Raw genomic sequence first — 19,549 nt, forward strand, 5'->3', positions numbered from 1 at the left:
GTACAATTTCAGGTGTGAATATAGCAAAACCAAAGCAATTTTTTGAATAGATTATTATTGGTGGATAAACTGAGTTTACTTAGTTTTGGATTGTCGAAAGCACACTTTTGTAACTATCATTCTTAAAACAATTGGTGAATTATGTTTAAAAAATTACTCCCAAAAGAAGAAAAGTATTTCGAAGACTTTAAAGAAATGATAACTTTCATTGAAGAAATGGCTGATCATACCGAAAAAATATTTCGGTTTGATGATACCCAAAATCATATCCTTAAAATGAAACCGCTTGAAGTAAGATGTGATGAAATAGCTGCAAAAATCACAAAAAGATTAAATAAAACATATATCACCCCTTTTGATAGAGAAGATATCTTTGCTCTTATAAAAAGATTAGATGACATAAGCGATATGCTGCTTGGCGCAACGGTTAGAGTTGAAACTTTTCATATAGAAAAAAAAATAGACTATGCTGATAAACTTGCTCTGATAATACGTGAGCAGGTTAAAGAACTTGGAGTAGCCATTCAGGATTTAAAAGTAAAACGAGTAAATGAATTAAAAGCTGTTAAAGTTCTTGAAGTTGAAGCCGACAGAGTATATCAACAGGCGATAAAAGAATTATTTGAAAAAGAGAAAGATGCAATTGAACTAATCAAGAAAAAGGAGATTATAGATTTACTTGAACGCACAAGCGATAGATGTCAATCAACTGCAAATGTAATTTTATCAATCTTCATTAAGAACGCATAAAGAATATCGTATGGAAGTAGTAATACTGATTATTGTTCTAGCCTTAGTTTTTGATTTTTACAACGGAATGAATGATGCTGCAAACTCAATTGCAACAATTGTATCAACCAGAGTACTAACACCATTACAAGCTGTTGCTTGGGCGGCGTTTTTCAACTTTATTGCAGCATTTGCTTTTGGAGTGGGTGTAGCTACAACCATTGGAAAAGGAATTGTTGATGTAAATATCGTAGATAATTTTGTAATCTTTTCAGGGATAATGGGTGCAGTAGTATTGACCGCGACAGCAACACATTTTGGATTACCAATAAGTGTTTCTCATGCTATAATTGGTGGTTATGGGGGCGCAGCTTTAATGAAAGGCGGAATTGCTGCAATAATAATCTCAGGTTATACAAAAGTATTAATATTTATTTTTCTTGCCCCTATTATTGGAATGGTTATGGCTTCTCTTTTTTCAATAGCCACATTATGGATTGTAAAAGATAAGGCTCCAAGAAAAGTAGATAAATATTTCAGAAAACTTCAGCTTGTTTCCGCAGCAGTATATAGCTTAAGCCATGGCTCCAATGATGCACAAAAAACTATTGGTATAATTACAATCGTTCTATTTACGAATAAACTTCTCGGTGAAACTTTTTATGTTCCTTTCTGGGTAATAATTTTGAGTCATACGGTTATTGCACTTGGTACTTTGTTTGGAGGGTGGAAAGTTATAAAAACACTTGGAATGCGTGTAACAAAACTTACACCATTTGGTGGATTCAGTGCAGAAACTGCTGCTGGTTTAACCATAATTGGTGCAACTTTGGGTGGAATACCTGTTAGTACAACACATACAATAACAGGTTCCATAATTGGAGTTGGTTCAGTTAAAGGTTTATCTGCTGTTAGATGGGGCGTGGCAAAAAACATTTTATGGGCTTGGGTTCTTACAATTCCATTATCAGCATTATTTGCAATGATTACTTATTTAATTGTAACAGAAATATTTAAATAGCTTAAATAATTATTCTATATAATATGATTGATAAATAACTTCGTATTCTTGTGACCATTCATTATAATTTTCATTCTCAATTTCTTTTTTAGATTCAGAGAATGCTTTCATTTCATAACCATCAAGTTCTTTTGTCTGAACCCGTTTTAGCAGATTTGTAAAAAATGATTCTTCCCTTTTCATAATTGTCCTTATTTGTTAAATAAACTTATTATAAAAAAAAGAATCTAGTATTAACTTAATATTATGCTTTAATTAAATAATCATTACCAGCTATCATAATTTATTTTCCCACAATGGAATGAATCCAGACTGGCGAACGATATTCTGCCCTGATGGAGAAAGAACCCAATCAATAAATTTCTTAACTGTTCCATCCGGTGTTTTTGAAGTAAAGAAATGAAGATATCTGATGATTGGATAAGTATCATTTCTAATGTTATTTTCTGATGGATCGATACCTTCAATTTCTGCGTCAATTATTTTTCCCACATAACCCATTCCACCGTAACCTATAGCGTTTTCAGATTCCTCAACAAACCTTATAACTTCTTTTGTCGTAGATTTAACTATGGAATTATCAGTGTAATTATCACCATCAAGGATGTGATCTTTTAAATAAAGATATGTTCCTGAGTTTGGATTTCTGGTTACAACATTTATTGTGGTATCCTTACCTCCAAACACTTTCCAGTTTTTTACTTTACCCGTGTAGATATCTTTAAGTTGATTTAATGTTAAATTTTTAACCGGATTATTTGGATTTAAATAAATACTTAACGCATCTTTTGCAATTAAAAATACTAGCCCTAATGAGCCATAGTATTCAGCAAGGTTTTTTGCTTCTTCCGGTTTCAAGTTTCGTGAAGCCGTACAAATATCGGACCCATTATTTATAAGAGCTTTAATTCCGATTGCTGTTCCACCACCAGATACTATTATTGATATTCCAGGGTTTTCTTTCATAAATTGTTCAGCAAGATTTAATGTTAGTTCTAACATAGTATCCGAGCCAACAATTTTTATTTCTTTTTTTTCTAAGGGCTTATATGAACAACTTAAAATTAATAAAAAGAGAACAAACAGTATTTTCTTCCAATTCATCATACTATTTTTCTTCTGCAAATGATCTTAAACGGGCATTTATAAAAGGGGAACTATTTTTCCATACAGGAGTTTCAATTTGATCTGCCAGATGAAAACATAAATCAAATAATATTTTAGCATGTTTAGATGCCGCTTCTGAATCTATATCCTGTTTTAAGTCATCGAATGGTGAGTGATATCTTTCTAAATAATAATCAATAAAAGCTTTCAATACTTGGTCTTTGCTCTTCGTTTTGTTAGTCAATCCTTCCAATACTAATATTGAAGGAATACCACCAACTGCAAATGCTAATTGATCAGATTTATTAAAGGCATCAAAGCTCCTGAATTGAGATGGTATACCCTCAACCAATAAACCATATCGTGCCGCTGTTTGATTGAGATAAACATCAAGATTTGAATATTGAGTTCCAATCGGTACTAAACTTTGAAAATCTTTAAACATTGCAATGCCATCTATATTAATATTTGCTATTGTTTTATAGAGTGGAACTACTGGATTATCTATATAATAACTGGAACCAAGCAATCCTTTTTCTTCTCCTGTTGTTGCAAAAAAAAGAACAGATCTTTTAGGTTTCACCTTAAGTTCAGAAAATGCTTTTGCAATTTCAAGCATAACCGAAATTCCTATTGCATTATCAAGTGCGCCATTATAAATAGAATCTCCATTTATTGGAATTCCTATACCCAGATGATCATAATGAGCTGAAACTATTAAATAAGAATTCTTTAAATCCGTATCGCTTCCACTTATTAATCCAATTATATTTTTTGCAACAAAATCTCGTTCTTTAAACACACCCTTAAATTTTAATTTTGTATTTAATGGAAATGATCTAATGCTATTTTCTTTATTCATTCTAATTATATCAGCAAAAGTAAAACCTGTACCGGTAAAAAGTTTATCAGCGATCTTGGGATTTATAATAACACTAAGATTAGTCGTAACGGAATACGCAAGAGTAACATCTTCATTGTCAAAATCTTTTTCAACAGCGTCCCAATCATCATATTGAATTAATGATATTTGAATTGTGCCGGCTGCACCTCGCGAAAGTGCCATTCTTCTTTTGGATTCTGAGTAACTATAAATTGTTGGAGATAGTCCATTAAAATAATCTTCATCTTCTGATCTCGGCTCTCCATCTATATATACAACTATCTTATCTTCTACATCAACATTTTGATAATCATTGTAATCATATTCAGGAGCTATGATACCATATCCTACAAAAACTAATGGTAATGGAGTTGGAATAAACGTTTGTTGTCCTGATCTGTAAAGGAAATAGTCTTTTGCATATTTTAAATTTGAGGTATCTGTTTCTGAAATAAGTGTTAACTCTGAAGAAGATAGTGGTAAACTTCCATGCATAGGTATATTTTGGAAGTAACTATTATTATTTGGAATTTCACCTAATCCATACTTTGTGAATTCTCCTGCGATATAATTTGCTGCGATTTCTCCACCTAAACTACCAGTTCCTCTTCCCTGCAAGGAATCGTCCGCTAAAACTTGAAGATGTTTGTAAATTGATTTGCCTGAGATTGAATCTCTTACTGAATAGAAATTTTTACCATCCTGCGCGTATATATTCGCAGAATTTATAATAAAAATCATGGCAAATATTTGAAAAATGTTTTTCACTACTTTAAATCTATAAAATATCTGTCCAATAATAAAAAAGGACGCCGCGAGATGCAGCGTCCCTCGTCGAAGGAGAGGATTGAGAGAGAAAATTATTTTAGTAAAGTCATTTTTTTAGATACAACTATATTACCTGCCTCCAAACTGTAGATATATATTCCGCTTGATAAACTGGAAGCATCAAAATTAACTTGGTAAGTTCCTGTTGATTTGAAATCATTAACAAGTAAAGCTACTTGTTGCCCCAAGATATTATATACAGTTAGTTTAACATTTGTAGGCTCAATAACAGAGTATGATATCTTTGTGCTAGGATTAAATGGATTTGGATAATTCTGTGATAAATTATAATTAGTTGGAGTTGTACCGCTAATCTTAATTTCTTCAACATCAGTGGTTACTTCAGGTTTAAATCTTGCCCAGCCAAATGTCCAATCTTCAGAACCAAAAGCTCCAACAAATGTTGCTGTCGGATCAAAGAATCCATCATTAGGTGGTGTTCCAGCACCTGTTAAAGTAGGAGATCCTCCCAAAGGTAAAAAGTTTGGATTATTTAGATCGAATGGTGCTACCAAAGAAACTTCGGCATTAGTAACAAAAGAACGGTTGTTGTTTGAACTAAAGAATAAACTTGGATTGAATGTTCCGTTTGATGATACTGAGTCAATCACTGCACCTGTATTACCAGATACTATACTGTTCTTTACATACATCACTCCGTTCTGTGCATCTGTTGTTGTATTGACTCCATCTATCAATATTCCTAACGGCCAACCCATATCTAATGTATTGTTTATCTTATTCTGTGATGATCTTCTTAAATGCATTCCTCTTTTGAACAATGAATTAATCGGTGTTGTTGTTGTGGCCAATGGTCCTACCAATGTTACATTCCACCACGTTGGTGATGTCCTTGGTGAATTTGTTGATCCTGATCCATCGTTATCTGATTCAAATCCGTTTGATCCCGATTGATCTGCTACTTCTGGATCTCTCAATCCTACTAAGAATTGAAGTTTTCCTTGAAATCCAAAGTCTGTATCAAATTCATCATCCCAACCTCTGTAGGCTATTAAATGCTTACAGTTTACTGTGCCGCCAAACCACTCATATGAATCATCTCCACTATAACTTACCTGTATATAATCTATTGTTGTGCCTCTGCCTACTCCACCAAATGTTAATCCGTTGATCTCATTGTTTAATGAATATGCTACGCCTGGATATTCTATTCTTACATATTTCATTACACCGCTATTATCTTCTGGATCTGTTCCACCATATTGATCTCCTGGACCTTCTATTGATGCTACTCCACCAGGCACATTGATTGGTGCATTACCTAATAATATTATGCCTCCCCAGTCTCCGTATGTTGGTTCCTGAAGTGAGCCTGGTTTGTTGAATTCACTTGTAAATACTATTGGATTATTTACTGTGCCTTCTGCCATTATTTTTCCACCTGGTTTGATTATCAAACTTCCTAGTGTTGAATTCTCTCCATAGATAATTGTTCCTGGTTCTATTGTTAATGTCGCTCCTGATTGTACTCTTACTAAATCTCTCAACAAATATGTGTTGTTCGATGTCCATGTTGTATTACTTGTTATATCACCTGTGACAACTACTTGTTGCTTATCGCTGACCATAAATTTAGCCCAACCCGCTGTCCAATCTTCAGAGCCAAAAGCACCAACAAATGTTGCTGTCGGATCAAAGAATCCATCATTAGGTGGTGTTCCTCCTCCTGTTAATACTGGTGAGCCTGGTTTAGGCAGAAAATTTGGATTTTCTAAATTGAAAGGATTTCTTAACAGAACTTCAGCATTAGTAGGAAAAGAACGGTTGTTGTTTGAACTAAAGAATAAACTTGGATTAAATGTTCCATTTGATGATACTGAGTCTATCACTGCTCCTGTATTACCTGATACTATACTGTTCTTTACATACATTACTCCGTTCTGTGCATCTGTCGTTGTATTCACGCCATCTATCAATATTCCTAATGGCCATCCCATATCTAATGTATTGTTTATCTTATTCTGTGATGATCTTCTTAAATGCATTCCTCTTTTGAACAATGAATTAATCGGTGTTGTTGTTGTGGCCAATGGTCCTACCAATGTTACATTCCACCACGTTGGTGATGTCCTTGGTGAATTTGTTGATCCTGATCCATCGTTATCTGATTCAAATCCGTTTGATCCTGATTGATCTGCTACTTCTGGATCTCTCAATCCTACTAAGAATTGAAGTTTTCCACTAAATCCAAAGTCTGTATCAAATTCATCATCCCATCCTCTGTAGGCTATTAAATGCTTACAGTTTACTGTGCCGCCAAACCACTCATATGAATCATCTCCACTATAACTTACCTGTATATAATCTATTGTTGTGCCTCTGCCTACTCCACCAAATGTTAATCCGTTGATCTCATTGTTTAATGAATATGCTACGCCTGGATATTCTATTCTTACATATTTCATTACACCGCTATTATCTTCTGGATCTGTTCCACCATATTGATCTCCTGGACCTTCTATTGATGCTACTCCACCAGGCACATTGATTGGTGCATTACCTAATAATATTATGCCTCCCCAGTCTCCGTATGTTGGTTCCTGAAGTGAGCCTGGTTTGTTGAATTCACTTGTAAATACTATTGGATTATTTACTGTGCCTTCTGCCATTATTTTTCCACCTGGTTTGATTATCAAACTTCCTAGTGTTGAATTCTCTCCATAGATAATTGTTCCCGGTTCTATTGTTAATGTTGCTCCTGATTGTACTCTTACTAAATCTCTCAACAAATATGTGTTGTTCGATGTCCATGTTGTATTACTTGTTATATCACCCGTGACAATTATCTGTGCAAAGGACATGCCTCCTGCAAGCAAAAAACTAAAAAACAGAAAAAGAACTTTCCTCATCATGTACTCCTAATATATTTATGTTTGAATGATTAAATTATTTATCAAAATTTTATAGCTTATATGAAAGCCCGATCACTACTAACCTGCCGGATTTTTCTAATTCAGAAACTCTATCTCCTAAAGGAGATTGTTGAATAAAAGTTCTCTCTTGATTTAATAAATCCTTAATGGTTAGCTTGATACTGAAATTATCGATGATAGTTTTCGAAATTGAAAAATCGATTAGATCGACAGGCTTTTCTAAAATATTTCCTAAGTCTTTAGAACCAACAGTAGCTATTCTTTCACCAACTTTATTGTACACGAAAGAGCTGTTCAATCCAAAATCAAGATTGTCATAATACAATCCAAAATTGAATATATATGGAGCCTGTCCTTGTAAGGCTCTATCACCTGCTTGAAATCCTGTGTTTTGTAATTCAACTTTTGAACTAATAAGACTTCCATTTCCAACGAAAGAAAAATTTCTAAATATTGGCGATATGAAATCCAGAGTTTTTCTTAACTCCAACTCGATTCCATAATTTTTGGCTACAATAGCATTCTCAAAAGATCTGATTGGTTCATTTGCAGCGGCTTGAAGAACTTCTTCAATTGGGTCTCTAAATCTTTTATAAAAGAAACTAAATGCGACCAACTCACCAGCACCGGGATACATTTCAAATCTTAAATCATAATTATTAATTAAAGTTCTTTTTAGGTCGGGATTTCCCTGTATAAGTTCATTATCTATAAAATTGAAATAGCTAAAAGGAGCTAGCTCTCTAAATTCAGGTCTTGCTAAGGTAATACTATAAGCAGCTCTTATATTTATCCAATCGTTAATGGCGTAAGTAAGGTTTAGCCCTGGAAGCAAATCATTGTATGTGTTATCAACATTAATGCTATCACCCTGAAGATTAATTGAGGTTAATGTTTGATTTGAATTTTCTATTCTAACACCTGCAACTATTTTCAAATTTTGTAATAATGTTGCATCAAACATTGCATAAGCTGAATTAATTCTTTGTTCAGAAGTGTAACTGTCAGAAGGTTTAGTTATCTCTATAGCTTGAACAAATTTATTAGTTATATTTTCAGGAGCAAAGATATCTTGAACAGAACCTTGCAGTACGCTATCCTCATGTGCAAAATTTCCACCAGGAACATTTCTAAATCCAAAAGTTCTTGCACTAAAATCTCTATCCTTTCTATCAAATAAATATCCAACTTTTAATTTTGGTAAATCTGGATTCTCAAAAAGTTGTAAGTTAAGATCAATATCTCCGCTGAAATTATGGTCCTTTAAATTTCCATAATATCTCGTAGCTAATGATTGATCTAATTGAAATCTTAGGGGCTCGCTAGGGTCCTCTATACTTCTGGAATATAAATATCTTCTGGAATCAGGTTCGTCTCTTTTAGATTGAGAATAACTAACATTCCATTCGAGATTTAATCCGCTAAAAACCTTGCTAAACTGATGCTGACCTATTAATTGATTCGATAATAAAGATCTTGAGACATAATTAAATGATGTTACTTCCCGGAATTGATCTGCATATCTATAATCACCTGAATATAAAGTAGTTATATCATCAGCATTTTGATTATAAATATTTTTAAAACTTATTTTATTAGTTCTGTCAAATTTGTAACTAAAATTTAGCAACCCGCCCCATGCTACTGTATTATTATAACTATAACCTTTGTAATTATATCTTGCGCCAGAGAAATCATAAAAATTCTTTGTAAGATCTTTTGTTGCGTCAGTATTTGAATATGTTAAAGAAGCAACATAACCTAAAACATCTTCTCCAAATTCTATTCTATTTCCAATATCTAATTTTATTGAACCGTTAATTGGTGCTGTTTTAGATTGAGTCTGCCAATCATTGCTAAATGATTTGGTTATCGCAGTCAAAGCAGAATCTGAGAAATTTCCTCTAGCAAGTTTTGTTGATGTAATATCACCTGGCAAACTTCTTGTTCCGTCATCATATCCAAGAAAATCTGTCTTACCACCATTATAACCCATCGAGGTTTTTCCGGTTGTATTAGCATTGAATCCACCTGAAGTGCTGAGATCAAAAATAAATCTTGAAGGAAACTCAATTGTGCTTATTTGAACTAACCCACCAGAAAAATCGGCAGGCTTGTCAGGTGTAAAAGTTTTAAATGTTAAAATGTTTTCAACTAGACTTGCAGGAAAAATATCATATGAAAAGCTTTTCTTTTCAGGATCCGTGCTTGGTAAATTAGCTCCATTTAACATTGTATTGTTATAACGATCACCAACGCCTCTAATAAATGCGTACTTCCCTTCCGAAATCGTAACACCTGTCATTCTTTTTAAGATATCAGCACCGTCAGAGGAATTATTTTTCTTAATTAGTTCCGAGCTTACGCCATCCACAATGCTTGAAGAATTCTTTTGAATCTTAAGTACATTTGCTTCTGTATTTTTTAGGGCTTCAGCGGTAACAACAACTTCTTGAAGTTCTGTTGCTGAAGATTCTAGAGCCACATCTAATCTGGTGGGTTTACCTTCTTCAACGACCACATTTTCAACTGTTAAACTGGTATATGATATAAATGATATCTTTACATTGTATTTACCCGGCGCTAATCCCTTAATAACAAAGTTTCCATCAATATCTGATGAAGCACCAAGATTTGTTCCAAGAATCAGGACATTAGATCCAATTAACTCTTCGTTGTTACTTTTATCAGTAATTTTTCCTGTAATTGATCCGTTTTGCTGAGCTAATAAACTGGTTTGCAATAAACCAAGGACTATCATAAATAGCAATTTTAATTTCAAAATTGTTGACCCAGTGTAAATTGATTTTAACATTCTCTCTCCTAAATAAATTTGTTTTCTTCGACGCTCGAAAACTATAGTTTCAATGTTACGTGAATGTTAAGGGAGTGTTATGAGTTTGTTAACTAATTGTTAAGGTTGGGAATAGGTTAAAAACGAGGGTTTTAATTTTCAATAAATTACCGCCGATAAATATCCAACTACTTCAGATTTATCCCCTGTAACATCACCGGAATTACTTCTATCGAGAATAAAAGAGTTGTTAATATCTTTTAGTGAAGCTGCTTTCATCATCGCTGCTATCGGTCCACCACCGCAAGCTTCACAATTGTTTTTATCTAAGTCTATCAAAAGGTTTTCAAAATTAAATTCATTAATATTTTTTTCAACAACTGAATCTAGTTTATCCGCTTCTTTTGCGGAATGGAAATGAGACATATCTGAACTTGCAACAACAAGAATTTCATCCTCAACCACTTCAGAAATTTTTACTGCAAGCTCATCCACAAACAATTTGCTTTGATCACCCATTACAATGGGCACAATTTTAAAATCCTTCAGCACAGATTGTAGAAATGGAATTTGAACTTCAAGCGCGTGTTCTTTTCTATGTCCTTGCTTTCCTCTAAAAATTAACTTGGTGTGTTCCACAAGTTTATCAGTTATTTCTTTATCGATCTCCACGATTCCTAATGGAGTTTCGTAAGCATCCCCATCATAAATTGAGATTCCAGGAAAATACTCAGTATGGCTAGGAGAAATCACAATGACAGTTTTGTAAGATTTATCTTTTAAAAGGTTATATGCACAAGCTGCCGTTTTTCCTGAATAAACATATCCAGCGTGAGGTGAAATAATTCCAAATATATTGTTAAATGTTTTTGCAGGTTTAGCAGAATGTAATAGCGAAGAAATTTCTTTTTGTAGTTTTTCTTTTTCAGCAGGATAAAAATATCCTGCAACTTGCTGATGTCTGATTCTCATTTTTACTTTTCCTTTTCTTCTTCGGAAAATATTTCAGCAGTAAAGGCTTTAATTTTTAACATTCGTTCTTTCCAAAATTCACTGTAAAAACCTGATTTGTTGCAAAGTGCAGAAAGAAATTCATCTCTATTAAGATGATGTTCTGCTGCAACTTGTGGAAGCAATAAACCGCCGCTGCCCTCATCTAAATATAACCCGTGTTTTCCAATAATTATTTCATCATAACTTTTAATTGGAACGAATTCTGAAAGAATTGATATTTCGATTCTAATTTTATCTAATTCAGGTTTTTTTAATGCACCAAATCTTGGGTCGTTAACAGCCGCATGGATAGATGCCAAAGTTATTGTATCAAATAATGGTTCGCGTCCGATAATAAATCCAATGCAGCCTCTTAGCTGATGATTAATTGTAAGGGTAACAAAGGCACCAAGTTTTTCTTTTAGCAATGGATATTTTTTATAATCTGGTTGTTCAGGTTCTTTGCCATCAAACAAAGAACTTATTGATTGGCGCGCAGCTTTTAGAAGAATGTCCTTTTCTTCGGTTGATACATTCATATAATTTTTCCAAATTATTTGTCATCACGAGCGGAGCGAAGTGATCTATCACAAAACAGATTGCTTCCTCCGACCTTGTCGGATTCGCAATGACATTCTTAAATAATTTTATAAACCAACAACTTTGTTTTATCAACAATCAAAAATAGAAAATCGTCTTTTATAAAAAACGATTCCGGCATTAAACTAGTTAAATCTTTATCCAAAGTTTCATTTAGTAAAATTTTATTTTTATTTAAATCAACAGCACTAAAAATATTAGTTAAAGTATTTGTTTTTGAAACCTCATGATAATTACATAATAATATATCATTTATAACTAAATAGCTGATATCACCTTTAACAACATTATCAGATAATATTTGCTGTAAATATTTTTGGTGTTTATCCGATTCTAAACTTGTTCGATTAAAATATTCAGGGAAAAGATATTTTTCTGTATAAAACTCATTATCAGCTTTTTCTTTTAACTGATTGATTGTTTCAAAATCATCTCCAAAATCTTTAACAATATTGCCTGTTAAATAATCTAGAGCATAAAAAACGCGTGATTCAAATCTTTGCTGATAACAATATACTTTGTCATCATTTACAAACGAGAAAACATAATTGTCGTTCTGCCAAAGAATTGTTTTCGAAAATATATCAAAAGCAACAATACGCTTATGCGCAGGCATATCAGGCTTGCCATACGCATGAAAGAAAATTATTTCTTTGTATATAGCTTCAATTCCAATCCAGTTTTTTTCTTCAAGTTGAAAGTCTTTAAATACTTTTTTACCTGATTCTATTTCCAAACAATTAAAAAAAACTTCTTTGGTTTTTGCATTTCTTTCTTCAATTACAAGTTTTTTATTTGTAGTTGGAAGAATCCGCCAAATTTGTTTTTTGTTATCGTGTTTGTAAAGTCTTTTTAGTTTCATTCTTTTTCTTCTGTCATTGCGGGCGAGTCTACGAGAGAAGCAATCTCAAAATTAACTTCGCATTACCCATGAGATTGCTTCACCCGATTGAAATCGGGTTCGCAAAGATACCCTTAAATAATCGGTTCAAACTTAGCCGTAAAATGTCTCAGCAGCGGTGCTTCGTAAGTAAATTTGTAACCTTTTAGTTTATCACGGTTTTTATATACTTCAACAATCACTTCAATTAAATAATCGATATGACTTTGAGTGTAAACTCTTCTCGGAATTGCCATTCTAACTAATTCCATCATAGCAGGAATGGGTTTTCCATTTTTATCATACTTACCAAACATAACACTTCCAATTTCTACTGCTCGAACTCCACCCTCTAGATAAAGTTCACAGACAATTGATTGTCCGGGAAATTGGTGCGCCGGAATATTCGGCAAAAATCTTTTTGCATCTATATAAATAGCGTGTCCACCCGGTGGTTCAATGATCGGAACACCTGCAGATACTAATCTTTCCCCGAGGTATTCAACACTGCGAATTCTATACTGTAGATAGTGTTCATCAACAATTTCTAATAAACCTTGAGCAACTGCTTCAAGATCACGCCCTGCAAGTCCACCATAAGTAGGAAATCCTTCTGTAACGATTAAAAGATTTCTGCATTTCATTGCCAGTTCTTCATCATTCATTGCCAGAAAGCCACCTATGTTTACAAGAGCATCTTTCTTTGCGCTCATCGTAACTCCATCAGCATAAGAAAACATTTCCTGTGCGATCTCAAGAGGTGTTTTATTTTCATATCCTTTTTCTCTCAATTTTATGAAGTAAGCATTTTCAGCAAACCTGCACGCATCAAGAAAAAGTGGAATTCCATATTTATTGCAAACTGCTTTTACATCTTTTATGTTTTGCATAGAAACCGGTTGCCCGCCGCCTGAATTATTTGTAACTGTTATCATACAAAGCGGAATATTTTCAACTCCCTTTTCTTTTATAAAAGTTTCAAGTTTTTCAACATCCATGTTTCCTTTAAAGTCCGCACGAATTTCCGGATGTTTTCCAACTTCGATTAATAAATCAACAGCTTCTGCACCGCTAAACTCAACATTTGCACGGGTTGTATCAAAGTGTGTATTGTTAGGAAAATATTTTCCTGCACCGCCAACAATTGAGAAAAGAATTTTTTCCGCAGCTCTGCCTTGATGAGTTGGAATAATGTACTTCAGATTAGTAATACTTTTTATAACAGCTTCAAATCGATAAAAACTTTTTGAACCAGCGTAAGATTCATCGCCTTCCATAATCCCCGCCCACTGCTTTGCGCTCATTGCAGAAGTTCCGCTGTCTGTAAGTAAATCAATCAGCACATCATCTGCAGGAAGTAGAAAAGGGTTGTAACCTGCTTCTTTTAATAAAACTTCTCGCTCTTCACGAGTTGTAAATCTTATTGGCTCAACTGATTTTATTTTGAAAGGTTCTATGATTGTTTTTGGTATCATGATTTTTCCGTAAAAAGGATTAAATGAATTTTTTCTTATTCAAATTTAATAAAAGATGTTTCTTAATTCTCATCAAAAATCCAACTTTCTTATTGCCTTTTGCGTAAATGATAAATAGTTTTCTATGTGTCATTTCAAAATAAATTCAGGAGAAACAATGGAAACTGATGAAATAATTCAATCCGAACAGCCCGCTAACGAGATGGAGGAACTTTCACATTCTGACAAAGTAATTGGTGTGTTTTCTGAACCAACAAAAACCTTTCATATCACATCTCTTTTTCCTGTTAGAACAACAGACTGGATTATTCCATTACTAATTGTTTTTGCAATTGCCGGAATTATCCGAAGTGTGGCAATGCTTAATGACGATGTTTACTTTGAAGCTAAACAAAAACAAGTTAAAATGATGGAAGATATGGTTAAGAATGGTACTCTTCCTGAAGATCAACTTGATTCTGCATTGGATAGAATTGATTCCCAGATGCAGTTTATGCGCGGGCCAATTGGATGGGTAATCAATATTGTTACCACTGTAATATTTGGTTCAATCTTTTTCTTTATAATAGTTGGGATATACTTTTTATGCGTAAAGTTATTCTTAAAAGGTGATGGAAATTATCAAAGTGCCTTGGTTGCAAGTGCTTTGCCAATGTATATCAGCGCCATTCAAATTATTATTACTGGAATTTTAACTTTTATGATGGGCAAAATTTTTATGGATACTAGTGTAACTGCCTTTACAGGAGTTGAGCGATCAACCATTTTGGGTTTTGTACTTGCTAAAATTGATCCATTTAGTATTTGGTCGTACACTGTATTAGGAATTGGCCTAGCAAAAATGTTCAAATCTAAAAATATATTGAATTATATAATTCTGGTTTTTACATTATGGATTATTGGTGGATTAATCTTTTTCTTCCTCGGTCAGGCTTTCCCATTTCTACGCAGTTTTACAGGCGGTTGATGATATTTAATTGGAGCGGTTTAACTGCCGCTCCAATAATTTTCACTTTTCGATTTCCCAATTCCAGGCACTGTAAAATAAACCAAGCGGAGAAAATTTTATATTTTTTATTCGCTTGTTGTATGCGATAATATTATCAGACCAAAATAGAATTGTTACTGGTTCATTATCTTTAAAAATATTACACGCATTTTTATAGATTGGAATCTTTTCTGATTCATCCTGTGATGGTTTTACTTCATTCAATAATCTTTCAAGTTCATAATTAGAAAAACTAGAAAAGTTCAACATTCCTTTGTCGGGATTTGAGCTCCAGTAATGATCTAACTTTAATGGTATTTCAATACTCCAGCCGGCAATCCAGGCATCATATCTTCTAGAAAGCAAGCCATCAACAAGTTCGTTTTTTTCAACTAATACTAATTGAGCATCAATCCCAATTTCTTTCAGGTTGTTTTTTATTATTGTTGCTGTAAATTCTCTTTTAGAATTTCCGGAAGCAGAATACATTTTAAATGAAAAAGCCTCACTATTTTTTTCGAGAATTCCATCGCCATTTAAATCTTTCCAACCTTCTTCCTCTAACATTTTTTTTGCATGTACTGGATTATATTCCAAGTTTCTTAAAGAATCATCTAAATAAGATTTAAATATTGGTGAAATTGGTGAATCATAAATTTCACCATACTTGCCAACAACGGTTTGAAATATTTCTTTTCGATTTATAGCAAGAGAAAGAGCTTTGCGTGTTTTTGCAGATGAAAAAAACTTATTAGGCTTATTTTGTTTATTTAATTTGGCTATGGGATCAATGTGATTCCATCCAACATAATCATAATTTCTCCCTTTGATAGAGCCGATATTGATCTTGCTGTTTTCAGTTAGTTCTTTAACTTTTTCAGATTTGATATCTTCTATTAAATCTATTTCACCACTTTTAAGTTGAGTGAGAAGTGAGTATTCATCCGGAATAATTTTAAAAATAATTTCTTGAACTTTATTCGGATCGAACAAATAACAACTGCTATCTGTCCACAAATGAATTTTTTGATCTCTTTCCCATTTATAAAGTTTAAATGGACCACTTGTAACCGGATTAAAATTAATTTCAGCCGTTTGAATATTTTCTCTTTTTAGATTACTATAAACATGCGCTGGTAATATTGCGTGATTTATATCTAACAAAGAAAAATTTAGATAGTCTTTAAAGAAAATAGTTAAGCTTGTTTCGGAATTTTTTCTAAATGTCTTTTTAAGATCAATATGCAAATCTTCTGACGCATAAAAATTCTCAAACAAACCGAATAACCTGCTGTTAACTTTTGGATCAGAATAAACATCAAAACTAAAAATTATGTCATCAATAGTAATGGGTTTACCATCAGACCATTTTGCATCCGTTCTAATATTTAGCGTAACAAAATTTGAGTCTTTATTAATCTCCCAACTTTCTGCAAGCATTGGTGTAAATTCTATTATACCCAATGAATCATTCCAGTTTTCATTTGCGGGTTTAAGAAAAAGTAAATCTAACAAATGTCCTTCCTGCAAATCAAAAGCGTAAAGCGGACTTATGGTTGCAACATCGGATTGTATGCCAACAACCACTACTTCTTTTTTCTTTTCGGATGATTGGGAGCAGGCCGTAAATACATTTAAATACAATAATGAAATTGTAAATAATGTTAAATAAAAGGTCGTTTTTAATCTATGAGTTGAAGTTAAATAAGATTTCATTTGCGTTTAATTATTTATAATTAACTTTTTAAAGTTACTATTGTTAATAGTTAAAAAGTAGATATTATATTTTTTTACAAAATGAATTATGATAGGCAAAGAGTTACATGAAAAATACAGTTAAATATGTAGAACATTATCTTCCAAATAATGTACATCTAACTGCTTTTTATTTTTTTTTGAATTCCTTTAAAATCTTTTCTGCAGATTTCAAATGAACTTCAGCTTCGGCTTTTCTATGTTCTTGCTTGAGTAAATTTCCAAGCTCCTGAGAACTTTCAGCTTTATTATATTTGTTTTCAAAATCATCATTTAACCTGATGCTGTTCTCAAATAACTCTTCAGAAAGTTCAAAGTTATTAAGGTTTGATTGAATTATTCCTTTAATTCTATAAATATCTGCAATAGATAAAGTGTCATTCAACTTACAAGCAACCTCCATCGCTTTATCGGTAAATGCATCCGCTAAAGGTAGGTTTTTAAGTTTTGTATAGATGAAAGCTTTACCAATGTAAGAAACTGCTGAGTTGGATTGATAATTATTTTCAATAGAAAGAGTAATAGAACTATTAAATTGTTCTAAAGCTAAATAGTATTCGCCCATCCTTGTGTAGAGCATTCCGATGTTATGATATACTCTTGCAATACGGCTTTTATCATTTAAACTTTTAAACTTTTCGATTGAATCTTTGTAATTCCAGATAGCTTTTTCATAATCTCCATAAATAGTGTAAATAATACCAAGGTTTGTTAAGATCATTGCCTGTGTTGAAAGATCATCACTTTCTTTAAGGATCACTAAAGCTGCTTCAAAATGAGTTAAAGCTTTTTTGAATTCTCCTTTTTCACCGTATATGGTGCCAAGCATATTTTCGCATTTTGCAAAACCTTTAAGGTAGTTTACACTTCTAAAACTTGAGTATGCTTCTTCAAGATAAAAATCACAGTCTTCCCATTGTGCTTGAGTCCAATAGATTTTTGATATAAGCAAATTTGCGTCACCATTAAAAATTCTAAAATCTTCATTAGCGCCAATTGCATTTTTAAGATCAGTTAAAATTTCTAACGCAAAAGCCTGATTACCAATCTTTATCATCAGTTGAGCAAGTTCTAATAATAAACTGTAGTATTTATCTTTTAATAAAAGTCTTTCAGAAAGCGTAATTATTTTATCAACAATAACCCTTTCATCAACACCATCAGGAAATTGATAATTAATGTGCCGCTGGTCTATTTCTGGAATATCAGCGTCAATCATTTCAAAGGAATTGGCATAAACTTTTACAGCCTTAATAAATTCATCAGCATCAGACTGTGAAAGAAAGTTTATCAGTACATCTTTAACGTGTGTGATAATTTTTTCTGTATTATTGTTCATTTTGAACCTCTACTGCATTTGATTGAACAGTTTCCAAACCTAACATTTTTTCAATCACTAAAATCTTATCCTTTACGTTTGTTTTTCTGTAATAATCAAGCGCCTGGTGTAAATAGTTATTTCCTAATTCGTGTTTACCTTCCTCTTTATAAATAGAGGCAAGTTCTGCAGAAGTTTCTGCAATGTTTAAACTATTGCGCTGTTTGGTATTAATCCGCAAGCTTATCATCAAGTAGGATTTTGCTGTTTGGGTATCATTAAGTTGTTTTGCAATCATTCCTCTAACTCGATATATATCAGCAATGGTAAGCTTATCATCAAGATTGTGGCTTATTGACAATGCTTTATCTGCAAATTCCTTTGCTATTCTTAGATCTTGATTTGCAATTAGAATTTGTGACTTTGCTAAATACAAAAGTGCAAGCGAACTCCAATATTGATTTTCGACAGCAATATCAATTCCTTTATCAAAAGCTGCTAGAGCGGATTTAGTATCATTATACTGTAAAAAATTTGTTCCGATGTTATGATATAACTCCGAAACTTTCTTTAAATCTTTTATCTCTTTATAGATGTTTAATGATATTTCCAGGTGCTCTACTGCTTCATCTGTATTACCAAGTATGCTGTTAACAATACCAAGGTTTGCCTCTATTTTAGCATTAAGCTCTTTTTCATCAGATTCATTGGCAAAAAACAAACTTTGATTAAAATATGTTTTTGCTCTTTCAATATCACCCATTTCACCGGAAATGGAACCTAACATGTTAAAGCAATTTGATATTCCAGCTTTATCGTTTGTTTCTTTGTAGATTGATTCAGCTTCTGTTACCAAAGAGATGCTACGAGTCCAATTAGCTTTACGGCTACTGATATCAGCCAATCCAATAAGGGATTTTGCCTTTAAACTTTTGTTTTTAGTTCTTCGGTTTATTTTATTAAAGATTTCTTGAGCTAAATAATACTTGCCTGCATCATTACAGATTTCGCCAAGTTTCAAGATAAATTCAAAATATTTATCAGATTCAAGTCTTTTTTCTGCAAATGTTATGGCTCTATCAATCTGCATTCGATTACAATTATCTTCTATTTTGATATTTAATTGCTTTTTGTACAAATCACTAATCTGCGCTGAAACTTTATCAGTTGAGGCTGAATGGTTAGTATCAAAAATCAATTTCTTATAATCATCTTCAGCAAAATAATCCCTCAAGAGATTTTTAATCTCACTATCATATGTATTTACTGAGTTTTGCATCTTTA

Annotated in this window: 15 protein-coding genes; 3 read left to right on the forward strand and 12 right to left on the reverse strand. The window is 32.8% G+C overall.

What is annotated here, in order from left to right:
- The first annotated feature begins 141 nt into the window (after window positions 1-141).
- Complete coding sequence (locus IPJ23_11860; protein ID MBK7631374.1) at window positions 142-750, forward strand: DUF47 family protein; 609 nt, start codon at window positions 142-144, stop codon at window positions 748-750.
- Window positions 751-760: 10 nt separating this feature from the next.
- Window positions 761-1,750, forward strand: a complete 990-nt coding sequence (locus IPJ23_11865) for an inorganic phosphate transporter (GenBank protein ID MBK7631375.1) — start codon at window positions 761-763, stop codon at window positions 1,748-1,750.
- A 9-nt stretch (window positions 1,751-1,759) separates the two neighbouring features.
- Here the strand turns inward: IPJ23_11865 and IPJ23_11870 are convergent, their stop codons facing one another.
- The 9 genes from IPJ23_11870 to IPJ23_11910 all read right to left on the reverse strand — a co-directional run bounded on the left by IPJ23_11870 (window position 1,760) and on the right by IPJ23_11910 (window position 14,204).
- Window positions 1,760-1,933 (reverse strand): hypothetical protein, encoded by a 174-nt coding sequence (locus IPJ23_11870; protein ID MBK7631376.1) that lies wholly within the window; start codon window positions 1,931-1,933, stop codon window positions 1,760-1,762.
- A 93-nt stretch (window positions 1,934-2,026) separates the two neighbouring features.
- Window positions 2,027-2,854: a phosphate ABC transporter substrate-binding protein gene (locus IPJ23_11875; protein MBK7631377.1), complete on the reverse strand. Its 828-nt coding sequence runs from the start codon at window positions 2,852-2,854 to the stop codon at window positions 2,027-2,029.
- Window positions 2,855-2,858: 4 nt separating this feature from the next.
- The gene (locus tag IPJ23_11880) at window positions 2,859-4,508 is read right to left on the reverse strand and encodes a M28 family peptidase (protein ID MBK7631378.1); all 1,650 of its coding nucleotides are present in this window, start codon (window positions 4,506-4,508) and stop codon (window positions 2,859-2,861) included.
- A gap of 92 nt (window positions 4,509-4,600) precedes the next feature.
- Window positions 4,601-7,438, reverse strand: a complete 2,838-nt coding sequence (locus IPJ23_11885) for a T9SS type A sorting domain-containing protein (GenBank protein ID MBK7631379.1) — start codon at window positions 7,436-7,438, stop codon at window positions 4,601-4,603.
- Between the two features lie 52 nt (window positions 7,439-7,490).
- On the reverse strand, window positions 7,491-10,277 hold the full coding sequence (locus tag IPJ23_11890) for a TonB-dependent receptor (GenBank protein MBK7631380.1): 2,787 nt from the start codon (window positions 10,275-10,277) through the stop codon (window positions 7,491-7,493).
- Between the two features lie 138 nt (window positions 10,278-10,415).
- Window positions 10,416-11,228 carry an AmmeMemoRadiSam system protein B gene (gene amrB / locus IPJ23_11895; GenBank protein MBK7631381.1) on the reverse strand — a complete coding sequence of 271 codons (813 nt, stop codon included), beginning with the start codon at window positions 11,226-11,228 and terminating at the stop codon, window positions 10,416-10,418.
- A 2-nt stretch (window positions 11,229-11,230) separates the two neighbouring features.
- Entirely contained in the window at window positions 11,231-11,788 is a 558-nt protein-coding gene (gene amrA / locus IPJ23_11900; protein ID MBK7631382.1) for an AmmeMemoRadiSam system protein A, read from the reverse strand.
- 98 nt (window positions 11,789-11,886) lie between these two features.
- The gene (locus IPJ23_11905; protein MBK7631383.1) at window positions 11,887-12,711 is read right to left on the reverse strand and encodes a DUF4905 domain-containing protein; all 825 of its coding nucleotides are present in this window, start codon (window positions 12,709-12,711) and stop codon (window positions 11,887-11,889) included.
- A gap of 113 nt (window positions 12,712-12,824) precedes the next feature.
- Window positions 12,825-14,204, reverse strand: coding sequence for a tryptophanase (locus IPJ23_11910; GenBank protein MBK7631384.1), 1,380 nt, complete (start codon window positions 14,202-14,204; stop codon window positions 12,825-12,827).
- Window positions 14,205-14,361: 157 nt separating this feature from the next.
- On the opposite strand from IPJ23_11910, the gene IPJ23_11915 reads away from it, so the two are divergent.
- Window positions 14,362-15,171, forward strand: coding sequence for a hypothetical protein (locus tag IPJ23_11915; GenBank protein MBK7631385.1), 810 nt, complete (start codon window positions 14,362-14,364; stop codon window positions 15,169-15,171).
- A gap of 42 nt (window positions 15,172-15,213) precedes the next feature.
- Here IPJ23_11915 and IPJ23_11920 read toward each other — a convergent pair whose 3' ends face one another.
- The 3 genes from IPJ23_11920 to IPJ23_11930 all read right to left on the reverse strand — a co-directional run bounded on the left by IPJ23_11920 (window position 15,214) and on the right by IPJ23_11930 (window position 19,544).
- On the reverse strand, window positions 15,214-16,908 hold the full coding sequence (locus IPJ23_11920; protein ID MBK7631386.1) for a hypothetical protein: 1,695 nt from the start codon (window positions 16,906-16,908) through the stop codon (window positions 15,214-15,216).
- A 169-nt stretch (window positions 16,909-17,077) separates the two neighbouring features.
- Window positions 17,078-18,286: a tetratricopeptide repeat protein gene (locus tag IPJ23_11925; GenBank protein MBK7631387.1), complete on the reverse strand. Its 1,209-nt coding sequence runs from the start codon at window positions 18,284-18,286 to the stop codon at window positions 17,078-17,080.
- A complete protein-coding gene (locus IPJ23_11930; GenBank protein ID MBK7631388.1) occupies window positions 18,276-19,544 on the reverse strand; it encodes a DUF2225 domain-containing protein in 1,269 nt (422 codons plus the stop codon). Before IPJ23_11930 ends, IPJ23_11925 begins: the two co-directional genes overlap by 11 nt.
- Between the last annotated feature and the right edge of the window lie 5 nt (window positions 19,545-19,549).

This window comes from Ignavibacteriales bacterium (assembly GCA_016709765.1).
Taxonomy (GTDB): domain Bacteria; phylum Bacteroidota; class Ignavibacteria; order Ignavibacteriales; family Ignavibacteriaceae; genus IGN3.